Here is a 14,577-nt window from a genome sequence, read left to right as displayed (position 1 = left end):
CGCTCCGATGTTTCACGAACGTGAGTGTTGAACTCGAAACAGTCGTGATCGGCGCGGGACAGGCGGGCCTGTCGACCGCGTACCACCTGCGTCGGCGCGGGCTGGTCCCGCACCGGGACTTCGTGGTGCTCGACGCGGACGCCGGGCCGGGCGGCGCGTGGCAGCACCGGCCGCCGACGCTCACCATGGCGATGGTGCACGGCTTCCACGAGCTCCCGTACGCGCCGCTGCCCGACTTCACGCCGGAGCAGTCCGCACGCGACGTGCTGCCGGACTACTTCGCGGCGTACGAGCGGGAGAACGAGCTTCCGGTACTGCGCCCGGTCCGGGTCTCGTCGGTGGAGGAGGCCGACGACGGCTCCGGACGCCTGCTCGTCAGCGCCCACGACGGGAGCCAGTTGCTCACCCGGACCGTCGTCAACGCCACCGGCACCTGGACGCGGCCGTTCGTCCCCCGCTACTCCGGCGCCGAGCGGTTCCGGGGCCGGATGCTGCACAGCGCCGCCTACCGGGGACCGGAGGAGTTCGCGGGCAAGCGGGTCGTGGTGGTCGGCGGCGGCGCGTCGGCGATCCAGATCCTGGCGGAGACCGCGGCCGTGGCCGAGACGCTCTGGGTCACCCGCAGGCCGCCGGTCTTCCGCGAGGAGCGGTTCGCGCCGGAGCTCGGACGGGCGGCCGTGGCCATGGTGGAGCAGCGGGTCCGCGCCGGACTCCCGCCGAGCAGCGTGGTCTCGGTGACGGGCCTGGCGCCCTCCCCCGCACTGCTGCGGGCTCGCGAGCTGGGCGCGCTGAACCGGCTCCCCATGTTCGACCGGATCACCGAGCACGGCGTGGCCTGGGCCGACGGGCACGAGGAGGCGGTGGACGCGATCGTCTGGGCCACCGGATTCCGTGCCGCCGTCGGGCATCTGACGCCGTTGGGGCTCCGCGAGCCCGGCGGCGGCATCCGGATGGCGGGGACGCAGGCCGCCGCCGACCCGCGGGTGCACCTGGTCGGCTACGGTCCGTCGGCGTCGACGATCGGCGCCAACCGGGCGGGCCGCGCGGCGGCGGTCGCGATCGACCGTTACCTGCAGGGACACCCCGGAGCCAGCGCTCCCGCCGGTCAGGTCCTCGCGCGGGCCCGGTAGCACTCCGTCACGTACGGGAGCTGCAGCTGCGTCCGACCCGCCAGGGCGGGGTGACGCTCCGTCAGGTCGCGGACCTCGGCGAGCAGCGCCTCGCGCTCGGCCTCGGGCAGGGTGATCACATAGCTGCGCGACGCGACCATGTCGACGAGCTGGACGGCGGTCAGGGTGTGGGTCCAGGGCACGTCGAAACGCTCGACCGGCTCGAACAGCTCGGGGTGGTCGGCCAGGCCCTCGACGCCGACGCCGCCGGTGACCGGCGTGCCCTCCGGATGGAGCAGGCGACCGAGGGCGGCGACCCAGTCCTCGCGCTCGTCCCGGATGTTCCAGACCAGGCCGAGCGTCCCGCCGGGCCGCAGCACCCGCGCCACCTCGGGGACGGCGACGGCGGTGTCGACCCAGTGCCAGGACTGCGCGGCGAGCACGACGTCGGCGGCGCCGCGAGGCAGGGGCATCGACTCGCCGGAGCCGGCCAGCACCGTGGCCTCCGGCACCGCCGACGTCAGCTGCTCGCGCATGCCCTCCGACGGCTCCACGGCGGTCACGGCGAGGCCGCGGGCGCAGAGCGACCGGGTCAGCTTGCCGGTCCCGGCACCGAGGTCCACGACCTCACGCGGAGCGGCAGCGGCTCCGGACCCCGCACCCGCCCCCGCACCCGCACCCGCCTGGAGCAGCCAGTCCAGGGCGGCTCCGGGGTAGTCGGGACGGCCGCGCTCGTAGGCGGCGGCAGCCGCGCCGAAAGAGCTGGCGTGGACGGTGCGGTCGTGCATACGGCTCCTCGGATCGATCGGTCCCTCGGCCCCCCTTCATACCAGTCCGGTCTCGTAGGCGAAGACGACGAGTTGGGCCCGGTCGCGGGCGGCGAGCTTGGTCATCGCGTGGGAGACGTGGGTCTTTGCGGTGGCCGGGGAGATGACGAGTTCGGCGGCGATCTCCTCGTTGCTCAGCCCACGGCCGACCAGGGCGACGACCTCGCGCTCACGGTCCGTCAACACGGCTGATCCCCGGGCCAGTTCCGGGGGCAGCGCGCCCCCGCCGCGTCGGGTGAACGCGCCGATCAGGCGGCGGGTGACGGAGGGCGCGAGCAGCGCCTCGCCCGCCGCGACGACCCGGACCGCGCGGCGCAGCTCGTCGCCGTCGAGGTCCTTGAGCAGGAAGCCGCTGGCCCCGGCGCGCAGCGCGCGGTGGATGTACTCGTCCAGCTCGAAGGTGGTCACCACGACCACCTTGGTGTCGGCCAACGCGGGGTCGGCGACGATCCGCGCGGTGGCGGCGATGCCGTCCTGGTGCGGCATCCGGACGTCCATCAGCACCACGTCCGGGCGCAGCCGGGCCGCCTGCGCGACGGCGTCGAGGCCGTCGGCCGCCTCGCCCACCACCTCGATGTCGTCGGCGCGGGCGAGCAGCGCATGGAAACCCGCCCGGACCAGGGCCTGGTCGTCCGCGATCAGCACCCGGATGGGTCGCACGTCCATGGATTACCCCGTCTCCCACGGTAGTTCGGCACGGACCAGAAAGCCGGACCGCTCCGGGCGCGGTCCCGTCTCGACCCGTCCGCCGAGCGCCTCGGCGCGCTCGCGCATGCCCAACAGGCCGAAGCCGAGGGCCTGTTGTTCGGCGACGGGCCCTTGGCCATCGTCGGTCACCTCGACCAGCAGCCAACCGTCCCGGCGGCGCAGGACGACGGTGGCGCGGGAGGCGTGGGCGTGGCGGAGGGTGTTGGTCAGCGCCTCCTGGACGATCCGGTACGCCGTCAGTTGCAGCAGCGGCGGCAGGTCGGCGGCGGAGCCCGGGGCACCGGTGTCCAGCCCATCGGTGTCCAACTCGACCTCCAGGCCGCTCTCGCGCAACTGCCGGACCAGGTCCGGCAGGTCGGCGAGGCCCGGCTGCGGGCGGGCGTCGGGCAGCGCGCCGGACTCGGCGGACCCACTGGAGTCGGGGGACTCTCCAAAGGAGCCACGCACCGTGTCGCCGCCTCTCAGCATGTCCAGCGCGGCGCGCAGTTCTGGCATCGCCTGCCGGGCCGCGCCGCGGACCTGGAGCATCGCCTCGCGCGCGGCCGGGGACTCGTCCGCGTCCAGGGCGTCGATGGCGACACTGCTCTGGATGGCGACCACGGCGATGGTGTGGGCGAGGACGTCGTGCAGCTCGCGGGCGATCCGTAGCCGTTCCTCGGCGAGGCGTCGGCCGGTGCGCTCCTCGGCGGCCGCGGCCTCCTGACGCACCCTCGCCTCGTGCTCCAGCTGCCGTCGCCGGGCGAAGTGGCCGACGATGGCGCTCGCCGCGTAGGCGACGGCGGGCATGGAGACGTCCAGGCCGTACCAGGCGACCCGGTGCGGCGGCAGCGTCGGGATCAGCCAGACCAGCAGCGCCGCGAGCAGGCCCAGGGCGAGCCCGTAGCGCGCGGCGTACATCGGCAGCCCGGCGCAGACCAGGAAGACCAGCACGGCGGGGGCCAGTCCCGGGTACCCCGCGAAGTGGTACGCGGCGATGCAGGCCAGGCAGAGCGCGGACGCCAGGACCGGCCGGGTGCGGCGCAGCAGCAGCGGCAGCGCCGCCGCCACGGTCAGCAGGTAGGCGCCGGGCGGCCAGGGTTGCGGGTGCGGACCGTAGTGCTGCTCGGTCCAGACGCCGAAGCAGGCGAAGAGGGTCACCGAGCCCACGACGGCGAGGTCGAGGGCCGGGACGGCTCGGTTCCGGGGCTGCACCACGGTGGCAGCGTAGGCGTTCATCAGGCGGAGACGGGAGACGTCCCGTCGGCCCCGGCGCGGCGGCCTCCGGGGCGGTAGGCGAGGACGGCGAGCCCCGCGAAGCCGACCGACCAGGCGGCGAGGATCGCCACGTCAGCCACGGTCGGGGCGTGGCCTCCGGCGATCTGCCAACCGAGGTCGGCAAGGCGGTTGGTGGGCAACGCGTGGGCCACGTCGCGCAGTCCCGCGGAGAGCTGCGCGGGCGGGACCCAGAGGCCGCCGAGCGCCGAACCGGCCATGTAGAGGGCGTAGCTGAGCGGGAACGCCGCCTCCGGGCCGACCGCGAAGCCGAGCGCCACACCCATCAGTGCGAACGGCAGGCTGCCCAGCCACATCGCCGGGATCAGCGCGCACCACTGCCACGCGTCCAGCCGCACACCCTTGACGGCGACGGCGGTGACGCAGACCAGCACCAGCGCGGGCAGCGCCACAGCCAGTCCGGCGGCGATCTTCGCGGTGAGCAACTGCCGTCCGGTGACCGGCATGGCGCGCAGTTGCTCCAGCCAGCCGCTGCTGCGCTCGTGCGCGATCCGTGGACCGGTCGCCGACAGGGCGCCCCAGATCGCGCCGTAGGCGGCCATGGCCACCATGATCTCGACGGTTCCCTGCAGTTGGCCGGGCTGGGTGGGCTTGCCGCCGAAGAGCGAGGCGAAGAGCAGGTAGAAGCCGATCGGTGCGACGACGGCCAGCGCGAGGTAGCGCGGGTCGCGGAGCATCCGCAGGCATTCGAGGCGGAACAGGTGCAGCGTCATCAGGCTCGTGCCTCCTCGAACAGGGCAGGGCCTGTCGGTCCGGTGAGCGCCAGGAACGAGTCGTCCAGGCTGGGCGGGGCGACGCGCAGGTCGCTCCACGCGGCGTCGCCGCGGGCCACGAGCCGGACCACGGTGTCCGGGTCGGCGGTGCGGACGGTGGCCCAGCCGTGCTCGACGGTCAACCGGCCGGGCAGCTCGGGCAGTTGAGCAAGCTCCGTGGCCGGGATCCGGAAGCGGACGACAGACTGCCCGCCCGCCTCGCGGATCTGCGCGGGCGTGCCGTCGGCGACGATCCGGCCGCGTGCCATGACCACCACGCGGTCGGCGTTCTCCTCGACCTCGTCGAGGTAGTGGGTGGCGAAGAGGATGGTCCGGCCCGACGCGGCGCAGGTGCGCATCGCGGCCCAGAACTCGCGGCGGCCCTGGACGTCCAGGGCCCGGGTGGGCTCGTCCAGCAGCATGGTGTCCGCACCGGCGACGGCCACCAGCGCGAACTTGAGCCGCTGCGCCTGGCCGCCGGACATCCGGTCGACCCGCCGGTGCGCCAACTCGCGCAGTCCGGCCAGCTCCAGCGCCTCCTCGACGTGCAGCGGGGCGGGGTACATCCGGCGGCCCAGGGCCACCACCTCGGCGGCGGTGACGCCCGGCATCAGGCCGCAGTCCTGGAGCATCGCGGCGATGCGGCCCTGGACGACGGCGGTCCGGGGTGCGAGTCCGGCGACGGTGACGCGTCCGGCGTCGGGCGCGTGCAGGCCCATCAGCAGGCCGACGGTGGTGCTCTTGCCGGCTCCGTTCGCCCCGAGCAGCGCGACGGTCGCGCCGCGCGGGACCTCCAGGGTGAGGGCGTCGACGGCGGTCAGCTCGCCGAAGCGCTTGGTCGCCCGTTCCAGGGCGATGGCTGTCTCCATGCCCCCGATCCTGCTCGCCCCGGCCACGCCGCCGCCTCGGACGGCGGATGCGTTCCCGGGCGGGTCGCCTACTCCCGAGGATGTACGTCGCCACCGCCCGCAGGCGCGGGGTCGGGATCGGGCTGGGGATCGTGCTGGACATCCGGGGCAGGGTCGCCGTCGGGATCACCGTCGGGATCACCGTCGGAGTGGGGCGCCGTCCCGGACGGCTTGGCGCCGGAGCGCTCGCCCTCCTGCGGCATCATCTGGAGGCGGGAGAGCCCGAACGCGCCGACTGCCACCAGACCGACGCCGAAGATCGCGGGGACCAGCCACCAGCCGGTGCGGACCGACTCGTCGTAGAGGGTGACCCCGAGCGAGAGGCTGATCAGGGCGTCGCCGAGGGTCAGCGCGGGCTGCGAGGCGACCAGCGGGCCGGCCTGCATCGCGTTCTCCAGGACGAAGAGCGAGCAGACGCCGACGGCCGCGAAGCCGTAGGTCTGCCAGGCGCTGAAGAACGCCCCGACGCCCTGGTGGTCCAGGGTGTCGGTGGCGGACTTCATCAACGCGGCGGTGAGCGCGTAGCCGATCGCGGCGGCCAGCCCCAGGCAGACGGCCCGGACACCGCCGAAGGAGTGGCGCAGCGCGATCAGGCAGAGCATGATCATCGCGCCGCCGCAGGACGCGAGCGCGAAGACCCAGAGCCCGACGCCCGGCTGCGGGCTGCCACCGCTCGGCGCGGCCGCGGCCAGTGCGGTGCCGAGGCCGACCACCAGGCAGGCCACCCAGATCCAGCCGAGCGTGGGCATCCTCCGATGGAAGACCAGGCTGGCGATCAGCAGCGCGGCGGGCAGTTCCAGGACGAAGATCGGCTGGACCACGGCCAGCGGTCCCAACGTCAGGGCCAGGCCCTGGAAGACCGCGGCGAAGATCACGCCGAGGATGCCGAAGAGCCAGACGGGCGTGCGCAGCAGGTCCCACATCAGCCCGAGCCGGAAGCCCTTGGAGGCGGGCACGACGAGCGCGGCGCGACGTTGCAGCACGGTCCCCAGGGCGTTGCTCACGGCGGCACACACCGCGAACACCACCGACAGCACCGTGCCCGTATCCACGTTCGAAGCCCCCTCGCCGGAACCCCGAACCACCCGGCGCAGTCCGCGGTCCCGATCGCTGTGTCGGTCCTGTGCGCATGCTACCTACGCGGACGGCCCTACGGCCCGGTGGACGGGGCGTGAAGATCAGACGGATTCAGGCACGGACCAGGACGGGCTCAGGCGGGCTGCTTCGGATCGCCCGCGTCGCCGGACACCCGGGTCGCTCCGGCGGGTTCGCGGGTCGCGCCGACCTCACCCTCAGCGGGTTCCGCGCCGTCCGCGTTCGCCGCACCGGCCTCGGCGTCAGCCGCGGTGATCGGCTCCGCCGGCAGCCGCGAGGCGCCGATCGGGTTCTCCGGCACCGGCCGGTTGCGGGTGGCGACGACGAAGCCGACGGCCGCCAGGAAGAGCAGCAGCGAGGTCCAGTCGTTGACGCGCAGGCCGAGGATCCGGTTGGCGTGGTCGCTGCGCAGCGCCTCGATCCAGCCGCGGCCCGCCGTGTAGCAGGCGACGTAGAGCGCGAAGAGACGGCCGTTGTGCAGGCTCCAGCGGCGGTCCGCGTAGAGCAGCACGAAGACGATGGCCAAGTCCCAGAGCGACTCGTAGAGGAAGGTCGGCTGGAAGACGCCGTGGACGACGCTGCCGTCGGGGTTGACCTTGTTGATCTGAAGGCCCCAGGGCAGCTTGGTCGGGTCGCCGTAGAGCTCCTGGTTGAACCAGTTGCCCCAGCGGCCGATCGCCTGGGCCAGGATCAGACCGGGCGCGAGCGCGTCCGCGAAGCCGGAGAGCGGGATGCCCTTGCGGCGGCAGCCGATCCAGGCGCCCACCGCGCCGAGTGCGACCGCGCCCCAGATGCCGAGCCCGCCGTCCCAGATGTAGAGGGCGCGGATCGGCTGCTCGCCCGCCTTGAAGTAGAGCTCGGGGTCGGTGATCACGTGGTAGAGCCGACCACCGACGATGCCGAACGGGACCGCCCACAGCGCGACGTCGAAGATGTCCTCGGGGTTGCCACCGAGCTTGATCCAGCGCTTGCGGGTCAGCCAGAGCGCCGCCGCGATACCGGCCAGGATGCACAGCGCGTACGCGCGGATCGGCACGGGGCCGAGGTGCCAGACGCCCTGCGACGGGCTGGGGATGTACGCGAGATCCATCAGGGCCGTTTCCCTCGGAGAACCGGGCGGGCCCGGGAACCTGCAGCGTGGGGCCCGCGTGCTGCGGGCCCCAGCCTACATGCGGGGTCCTCCGTGATCCGTGATATGCGCGGGTCGCGGCGGAAGGTCATGCGTGGCGTCGTGCGTGCCGTCGTGCGTGGCGTCGCGCGTGTTGTCGTGCGGCGGCCGGGCGTGCTCCGTCGGACCGGGTGATCCGCGCGAAAACCAGTCACCGCCGAAGGTCACGCCGTGGAAGACTGCCCGTACACGGACACCACCGTGGTTCCACGCACGCGCACCTGGAGGCATCCCATGGCGGACGACGCACATCCCGGCCCGGCCGACTCCGCAGGCCCCGAGGAGTCCGAGGACGACGTCAAGCGGAAGTTCCGAGAGGCGCTGGCCCGCCGTCGCGACCCCAAGGCGGACGTGGCCGGCGCGCACGGGCAGGACCCGTCGAAGATCCACGGCACCCACGGCAAGTCGGGCGGCCAGCGCTCGTTCCGCCGCAAGAGCGGCTGACGCGGAGCGCTCGCCGACCGGCGGGCCCACGGGCCTACGGGCCTACGAGTCGAAGTCCAGTACGACCCGCTCGCTGACCGGCTCGGACTGGCAGGTCAGCACATAACCGGCCGTCAGCTCGGCGTCCTCCAAGGCGAAGTTGCGGCGCATCCGCACCTCGCCGGAGACGACGAGCGCGCGGCAGGTGCCGCAGACGCCGCCCTTGCAGGCGAACGGCAGGTCCGGCCGGGCCCGCTGGGCGGCGTCGAGCACGGTCTCGCCCACGGGCATCCGCAGGGTGGAGACGCGGCCGTCCAGGGTGAGCTCCAGCTCGGCCGAGGGGCCGTCAGGTCCGCGGTCCTCGTGGCTGACCGCGGGCGGCGGCTCCTCGTCCTCGGCGTAGAAGAGCTCGCGGTGGACGCGCTCGGCCGGGACGCCCAGGCCGGAGAGGACCGTGCGGGCGTCCTCGGTCATGCCCAGCGGGCCGCAGAGCCACCAGTGGCCGACGTCGGGGACGTCCACCAGCGCGCGCAGCACCGCGTCCAGGTGCTCGGCGTCCAGGCGGCAGCTGAGCAGCTCGCTCTCCCTGGGCTCCCGGGAGAGCACATGGACCAGGTGGAAGCGCTCCGGGTAGCGGTCCTTGAGGTCGGCCAGCTCGTCCGCGAACATCACCGAGTCGCTGCGACGGTTGCCGTAGAGCAGGGTGACGCGCGCCTTGGGGTCGGCCAGCGCCGAGGCGGCGATTGCCAGCAGCGGCGTGATGCCGGAGCCCGCGCCGATCAGCGCGTGGTGCGCCGGCACGGTGAGGTCCGGCACGAAGCTGCCGAGCGGCGGCAGCGCCTCGATCACGTCACCCGGCCGCAGGTCGTGCACCAGCCACGAGGAGAAGAGGCCGCCGGGCACCTCGCGGACGCCGATCCGCAGCGGGCCGCCCTCCGGCGCGCACAGCGAGTACGAGCGGCGCTCGTCGTGCCCGTCGACGACCCGACGCAGCGTCAGCGACTGCCCGGCGCGGAACGCGAACCGCTCGGCGAGCTCGTCCGGGACGTCGAAGGTGACGGCCGCGGCGTCCTCGCAGAGCGGCTCGACGACGGCGACCCGCAGCGGGTGGAAACTGGTGCGCACTAGATCTCCTTGACCTGCTCGAAGGGCTCGCGGCAGGCGCGGCAGCGGCGCAGCGCCTTGCAGGCGGTCGCGCCAAAACGACTGGTCTCCTCGGTGTCCGGCGACCCGCAGCGCGGGCAGCGGACGGCGTCTTCCGTACGGGTGGTGCGGGGCCCGAGCGTGAGCGTCACCGGGATCGGTCCTCCGCTCCGGCGCGGCGCGCGGCCGGGCGGGGCGATGCCCGACTCGGCGAGCTTGCGGCGGCCCTCGGCGGTGATGTCGTCGGTGCTCCACGGCGGACTGAGTTCGGTGCGCACGTGCACAGTTGAGAAACCGGCCGAGCGCAGCGCCGCGTCCAGGTCGGCCCGCATCTCGGCGAGTGCCGGGCAGCCGCTGTAGGTGGGGGTCAGCACGGCGGTCACCGCCCCGTCGTCCTCGATCCGGACGTCGCGCAGCACGCCCAGGTCGGCGAGGGTGAGCATGGGCAGCTCGGGGTCGCACACCGACTCGGCGGCGGCGCGGGCGTCGTCGAGCGCGGCGTCGAGTCCGGCGTCGAGTGCCGGGCGGGCCGTGGCGCTCACCACGTCGCCTCCGGGTCGGACCGCGCCACGCCCTGGAGCTCGGCGAGGAGTTCGGTCAGGTGCTCGGTGTGCTCGCCGGAGCGGCCGTTGCCCGTCAGCGCCTGCGCGGTGGCCTCGCCCGACGCGCCGAGCTCTGCTGCGTCCAGCTCTGTTGCATCGAGGTGCGCGGCGGCGAGGACCTGGGCCAGGACCGCCTCGACCTCGTCGCGCGTCTCCGGCGCGGCGGCGTAGAGCTCGGCGCGGTAGGGCCAGAGTTCGGCCAGCGCGGCGCGGGTGCGGCGCGTGGACTCCTCGGTGCCGTCGCCGAGCCGGACCACCCACTGTGCGGCGTGGTCGCGGTGGTACGTCAGCTCGCTGACTCCCTTGTGGGCGACGGCGGCGAGCACCGGGTCCGCATGGCCGGTGAGCTGCTGCAGCTGGGCCAGCCGCCAGCTGGAGAGCAGCAGCAGCTTGACCACGCAGTGCGCGAAGTCGCCGTTGGGGACCTCGGCCAGCAGCACGTTGCGGAACTCGTCCGGGTCGCGGAAGTAGGCGAGCGCGTCCTCGTCGCGGCCCTTGCCCTCCTCGCCGTGGCCTTCGGCCTGTCCGGCGCGGGCGTAGAGCAGGCGGGCCTGGCCGAGCAGGTCCAGGCCGATGTTGGCGAGTGCGACCTCCTCCTCCAACTCCGGTGCCAGGGTGACCCACTGCGCCAGTCGCTGGGCGGCCACCAACGCGTCGTCGGCGAGGGCCAGGCAGAGCGCAGCCAGCTCGTCTGCGTCCACGCCGGCGGGCAGCGTGGTGTCGACGCCGTGCAGCGGGTCCTCGAACCCGGTGCCGAAGGCCCAGCGGGTGTCGTCCCCGTGCTCCTCGGCGAGCGAGAGGTAGACGTGGTCGTCGGTCACGCGAGGGCTCCTGTGATGTGCGAGGTCAGCGGTGCGGGGGTCAGATGTGGGGGACGTCGTCGGGGATGGCGTAGAAGGTCGGGTGCCGGTAGACCTTGTCGCCGCTGGGCGAGAAGAACGGGTCCTTCTCGTCCGGGGTGGAGGCGGTGATGGCGTCGGAGCGGACCACCCAGATCGAGACGCCCTCGTTGCGACGGGTGTAGAGGTCACGGGCGTTGGTCAGCGCCATCCGCTCGTCGGCGGCGTGGAGCGAGCCGACGTGGACGTGGTTGAGGCCGCGCTTGCCGCGCACGAAGACCTCGTACAGGGGCCAACTCCCGCGCGGGGCCTGCGGGGACTCGGTGCTGCTCATGCGGCCGTTCCTTCCTCGTTCGTCTCTGTCGCGGCCTTATGTGTCGCAGCCTTCTGCGTCGCAGCCTTGTCGGTCGCAGCCTGGTCGGCTGCGGCGCGGGCCTGCTGCTTGGCCGCGTGGGCGAGGGCGGCCTCGCGGACCCAGGCGCCGTCCTCGTGGGCCTGACGGCGGCGGGTGATCCGCTGCTCGTTGCACGGGCCGTCGCCCTTGATGACCCGCATCAGCTCGTCGTAGTCGGGCGTGCCGAAGTCGTGCGCGCCGCGCTCCTCGTTCCAGCGCAGCTCCGGGTCGGGGAGGGTGACGCCGAGCTTTTCGGCCTGAGGGACCGTCATGTCGACGAAGCGCTGGCGCAGTTCGTCGTTGCTGTGCCGCTTGATCCGCCATGCCATGGACTGGGCGCTGTTGGGCGAGTCGGTGTCCGGCGGGCCGAACATCATCAGCGAGGGCCACCACCAGCGGTCGACCGCGTCCTGCACCTGAGCGCGCTGGGCGGGGCTGCCGGACATCATGGTCAGCAGCAGCTCGTAGCCCTGGCGCTGGTGGAAGGACTCCTCCTTGCAGATCCTGACCATCGAGCGCGCGTAGGGGCCGTAGCTGGAGCGGCAGAGCGGCACCTGGTTGCAGATGGCCGCGCCGTCGACGAACCAGCCGATCACGCCGACGTCGGCGAAGCTCAGCGTCGGGTAGTTGAAGATCGAGGAGTACTTCTGCCGCCCGTTGAGCAGCCGCTCGGTCAGCTCGGCGCGGTCGGTGCCGAGCGTCTCGGCGGCGGAGTAGAGGTAGAGCCCGTGCCCGGCCTCGTCCTGGACCTTGGCGAAGAGGATCGCCTTGCGGCGCAGCGAGGGAGCCTTGGTGATCCACTCCCCCTCCGGCTGCATGCCGATGATCTCGGAGTGGGCGTGCTGGGCGATCTGGCGCACCAGCGTCGCGCGGTAGCCGTCCGGCATCCAGTCGCGCGGTTCGATGCGGTGGTCGTGCGCGATGGTCGCGTCGAAGTGCGCCGAGAGCGCGGCGAGCTCGGGGTTCTCGGCAGGCTCGGTCGGCACGGCCGTGCCCTCGCCGCCGGTCGCCGGTGCCGCGTGGGTGCCGCTCATGTCTGCATGCCCCTCCGGGATCAGGTTCTGCCATCAGACTACCGAACGGTCGGTCGGGTCACAAGAGCGCCTCGGCACGCGACGGCCCTTCGCCAAAGCCCTTGCCGTCCGCCCGGCAGCGGGCAGGATGAGCGCATGACGGCGATGAGCAAGGGCGCGAACGCCCCGGTCCCCACCACGGAGCTATCGGCGGAGGTCAGCTGGACGAAGGGCGCGGGCGTCCCGGACGTCGACGTCTCCGCCCTGCTGCTCGCCTCGTCCGGCAAGGTCCGCTCGGACGCGGACTTCGTCTTCTACAACCAGCCGAACCATCCCTCGGGCGCGGTCCGGCACGCGGGCGACGGGATCCGGGTCGCTCTCGGCTCGGTCGAGCCGGGCGTCGACCGGATCGTGGTCGCCGCCTCCGCCGACGGCGGCGCCTTCGGCCAGGTCCCTGGCCTGGCGCTGCGCGTCCTCGGCCCGGACGGGAGCGAGGCCCTGCGCTTCGACATCCCCTCCGCGACGACGGAGACGGCGTTCGTCTTCGGCGAGTTCTACCGGCGCGCGGACGCCTGGAAGTTCCGCGCGGTGGGCCAGGGCTACGACACCGGCCTGGCCGGGCTCGCGACGGACTACGGCATCTCGGTCGACGACGAGCCCGCGCCTGCCGCCCCGCACGCCGTCCCGGCGGCGGCACCGGCCACGCCCCCGGCACCGGCGGCTCCCGCGCGCCCGCACGGGGTCGACCCGCGCATGCCTGCCGCTGCGCCGGTTCCCACACCCGCGCCGGCTGCTGCGGCTCCGGCTCCGATCCCGGCCCCGGTGCCCACCGCTCCCGCTCCCGCTCCCGCAGCCGCGCAACACGCGCCCGTCCCCCCGGAGGGGTTCGGTCCGCCTCCGGTCGCTTCGCCGCCTCAGGCGTACCCGGCACCTGCCGCCGCGCCTGCACCGCCTGCGGCCGACCCGAACCTCGGCGCACCCGGCACCGCTCCGCCCGCGCCCGCGATCTTCGGCGGCGGCGGACACGTCGAGCCCGGACTGCAGAGCCTGCCGCCGCTGGAGCAGGCTCCGCCCGCACCGTCGGTCTTCGGCGCCGGAGCTCCGAACGCACCCGTCCCCGCACCGGGTTACGGTCCGGGCCAGGGCGCCGTGCCGGGGCAGGCGCCGATGCAGGGCAACACGCCCGGGTTCGCCGTGTACCCGACTGCCCCGGACCCCAGCGGCCCCGCCGTCTTCGGCGGCGCACCCGTGCAGACCGGCTACGGCCCGGCCGACCCGGGTCCGCAGCAGCAGGGGTACCCGCAGCAGCAGCCCTACCCGCAGGACCCTTACCAGCAACAGCCGCTCCAGCAGCCGCAGTTCCAGCAGCACCCCTCCCCCGCGCCGTACCAACAGCAGCAGGGCGCCCCAGCCGGGCCGGGCGACCCCGGGGGCGGAGCGGGCAGCGGTGCCGTCAGTCTGAAGAAGCAGAAGCTCATCACCTTGGAGAAGTCCCTGGCCGACCAGGGCGACCACCAACTGCTCGACCTCACCAAGAAGGCCGCCGTCAGCCTGGAGAAGCGCGGCCTGGGCGAGCACACCGCCCGCGTCGCGCTCTGCCTGGACATCTCCGGCTCGATGCACGCGCTGTACCGCTCCGGCAAGGTGCAGGCGCTGGTCGAGCGGGTGCTCGCGCTGGGGATGCGCTTCGACGACAACAGCGAGATCGACGTCTTCCTGTTCGGCTCGCGCGGCCATGTCGCGGGCTCGGTCAGCGTCGGGTCCTACCGGGGCTGGGTCCAGCGGATGCTGGGCCAGTACCCGTTGGAGGGCGGCACGGACTACGCGGGCGCGATCCGGCTGATCCGCGAGCAGTACTTCGGCGCCTCGGACCTGCGCAACACCCCGCTCGCGGACCGGCAGCCGGTCTACGTGATGTTCCTGACGGACGGTCACACCACCAGCGAGCAGCAGACCCGCGCCCAGGTGACCGCGTCCAGCTACGAGCCGCTGTTCTGGCAGTTCATGGGCATCGGCCGGTCCTCCCGGTCGGTGGACGCGCCCGCACAGCACCAGGTCGCGCCGCAGCCCTCGCACGGGCTCTTCGGCAAGCGCTCGCGCCAGCCGCGGGTCGACAACTGGGGCACCGGCACCTTCCGGTTCCTGGAGGAGCTGGACGACCTGCCCGGGCGCTTCCTCGACAACGCCAACTTCTTCGCCGTCGAGGACCCGCAACACGTCGGCGACGAGCAGCTGTTCGAGCTGATGATGAGCGAGTACCCCGGCTGGCTCCAGCAGGCCCGCAGCCGCGGGATGCTGCCGCCGGTCTGATCCCGGTTCAGCAA

General features: G+C 73.5%; 15 protein-coding genes. 3 read left to right on the top strand and 12 right to left on the bottom strand.

Annotated elements, in window-relative coordinates; genetic code table 11:
* Positions 1-20 precede the first annotated feature (20 nt).
* The gene (locus I2501_RS36945) at positions 21-1,130 is read left to right on the top strand and encodes an FAD-dependent oxidoreductase (protein ID WP_196198457.1); all 1,110 of its coding nucleotides are present in this window, start codon (positions 21-23) and stop codon (positions 1,128-1,130) included.
* Here the strand turns inward: I2501_RS36945 and I2501_RS36940 are convergent.
* The 7 genes from I2501_RS36940 to lgt form a co-directional block, all read right to left on the bottom strand.
* A complete protein-coding gene (locus I2501_RS36940) occupies positions 1,106-1,897 on the bottom strand; it encodes a class I SAM-dependent methyltransferase (protein WP_196198456.1) in 792 nt (263 codons plus the stop codon). The genes I2501_RS36945 and I2501_RS36940 overlap by 25 nt on opposite strands.
* A 36-nt stretch (positions 1,898-1,933) precedes the next feature.
* On the bottom strand, positions 1,934-2,602 hold the full coding sequence (locus I2501_RS36935; RefSeq protein ID WP_196198455.1) for a response regulator transcription factor: 669 nt from the start codon (positions 2,600-2,602) through the stop codon (positions 1,934-1,936).
* 3 nt (positions 2,603-2,605) lie between these two features.
* Positions 2,606-3,838 carry a sensor histidine kinase gene (locus I2501_RS36930; RefSeq protein WP_196198454.1) on the bottom strand — a complete coding sequence of 411 codons (1,233 nt, stop codon included), beginning with the start codon at positions 3,836-3,838 and terminating at the stop codon, positions 2,606-2,608.
* A 20-nt stretch (positions 3,839-3,858) separates the two neighbouring features.
* Positions 3,859-4,629, bottom strand: a complete 771-nt coding sequence (locus I2501_RS36925; protein WP_196198453.1) for an ABC transporter permease — start codon at positions 4,627-4,629, stop codon at positions 3,859-3,861.
* Positions 4,629-5,537 carry an ABC transporter ATP-binding protein gene (locus tag I2501_RS36920; RefSeq protein WP_196198452.1) on the bottom strand — a complete coding sequence of 303 codons (909 nt, stop codon included), beginning with the start codon at positions 5,535-5,537 and terminating at the stop codon, positions 4,629-4,631. The genes I2501_RS36925 and I2501_RS36920 overlap by 1 nt, the downstream gene beginning before the upstream one ends.
* A 68-nt stretch (positions 5,538-5,605) precedes the next feature.
* Positions 5,606-6,628, bottom strand: a complete 1,023-nt coding sequence (locus tag I2501_RS36915) for a DMT family transporter (RefSeq protein ID WP_196198451.1) — start codon at positions 6,626-6,628, stop codon at positions 5,606-5,608.
* 158 nt (positions 6,629-6,786) lie between these two features.
* The gene (lgt, locus tag I2501_RS36910) at positions 6,787-7,761 is read right to left on the bottom strand and encodes a prolipoprotein diacylglyceryl transferase (RefSeq protein WP_196198450.1); all 975 of its coding nucleotides are present in this window, start codon (positions 7,759-7,761) and stop codon (positions 6,787-6,789) included.
* A 312-nt stretch (positions 7,762-8,073) separates the two neighbouring features.
* Here lgt and I2501_RS36905 point away from each other — a divergent pair, with 312 nt between their 5' ends.
* Positions 8,074-8,283, top strand: coding sequence for a DUF5302 domain-containing protein (locus I2501_RS36905; RefSeq protein WP_196198449.1), 210 nt, complete (start codon positions 8,074-8,076; stop codon positions 8,281-8,283).
* Between the two features lie 42 nt (positions 8,284-8,325).
* Here I2501_RS36905 and paaE read toward each other — a convergent pair whose 3' ends face one another.
* From paaE to paaA, 5 genes are read right to left on the bottom strand one after another with little or no spacing between them, the layout of a single operon-like run.
* Entirely contained in the window at positions 8,326-9,423 is a 1,098-nt protein-coding gene (gene paaE, locus I2501_RS36900; RefSeq protein ID WP_196198500.1) for a 1,2-phenylacetyl-CoA epoxidase subunit PaaE, read from the bottom strand.
* Complete coding sequence (gene paaD, locus I2501_RS36895) at positions 9,387-9,950, bottom strand: 1,2-phenylacetyl-CoA epoxidase subunit PaaD (RefSeq protein ID WP_408022817.1); 564 nt, start codon at positions 9,948-9,950, stop codon at positions 9,387-9,389. The genes paaE and paaD overlap by 37 nt, the downstream gene beginning before the upstream one ends.
* Complete coding sequence (paaC, locus tag I2501_RS36890; protein WP_196198447.1) at positions 9,944-10,828, bottom strand: 1,2-phenylacetyl-CoA epoxidase subunit PaaC; 885 nt, start codon at positions 10,826-10,828, stop codon at positions 9,944-9,946. The genes paaD and paaC overlap by 7 nt, the downstream gene beginning before the upstream one ends.
* A gap of 40 nt (positions 10,829-10,868) precedes the next feature.
* On the bottom strand, positions 10,869-11,180 hold the full coding sequence (gene paaB, locus I2501_RS36885; protein WP_196198446.1) for a 1,2-phenylacetyl-CoA epoxidase subunit PaaB: 312 nt from the start codon (positions 11,178-11,180) through the stop codon (positions 10,869-10,871).
* Entirely contained in the window at positions 11,177-12,274 is a 1,098-nt protein-coding gene (gene paaA, locus I2501_RS36880) for a 1,2-phenylacetyl-CoA epoxidase subunit PaaA (protein ID WP_215910298.1), read from the bottom strand. The genes paaB and paaA overlap by 4 nt, the downstream gene beginning before the upstream one ends.
* Positions 12,275-12,409: 135 nt before the next feature.
* On the opposite strand from paaA, the gene I2501_RS40420 reads away from it, so the two are divergent.
* Positions 12,410-14,563: a VWA domain-containing protein gene (locus I2501_RS40420; RefSeq protein WP_196198445.1), complete on the top strand. Its 2,154-nt coding sequence runs from the start codon at positions 12,410-12,412 to the stop codon at positions 14,561-14,563.
* The last annotated feature ends 14 nt before the right edge of the window (positions 14,564-14,577 follow it).

The organism is Streptacidiphilus fuscans (assembly GCF_015690355.1).
In the GTDB taxonomy this organism is placed as follows: domain Bacteria; phylum Actinomycetota; class Actinomycetes; order Streptomycetales; family Streptomycetaceae; genus Streptacidiphilus; species Streptacidiphilus fuscans.
The sequence above is the reverse complement of the archived record's forward strand: the minus strand, read 5'-3'. Positions and strand labels throughout refer to the sequence as shown.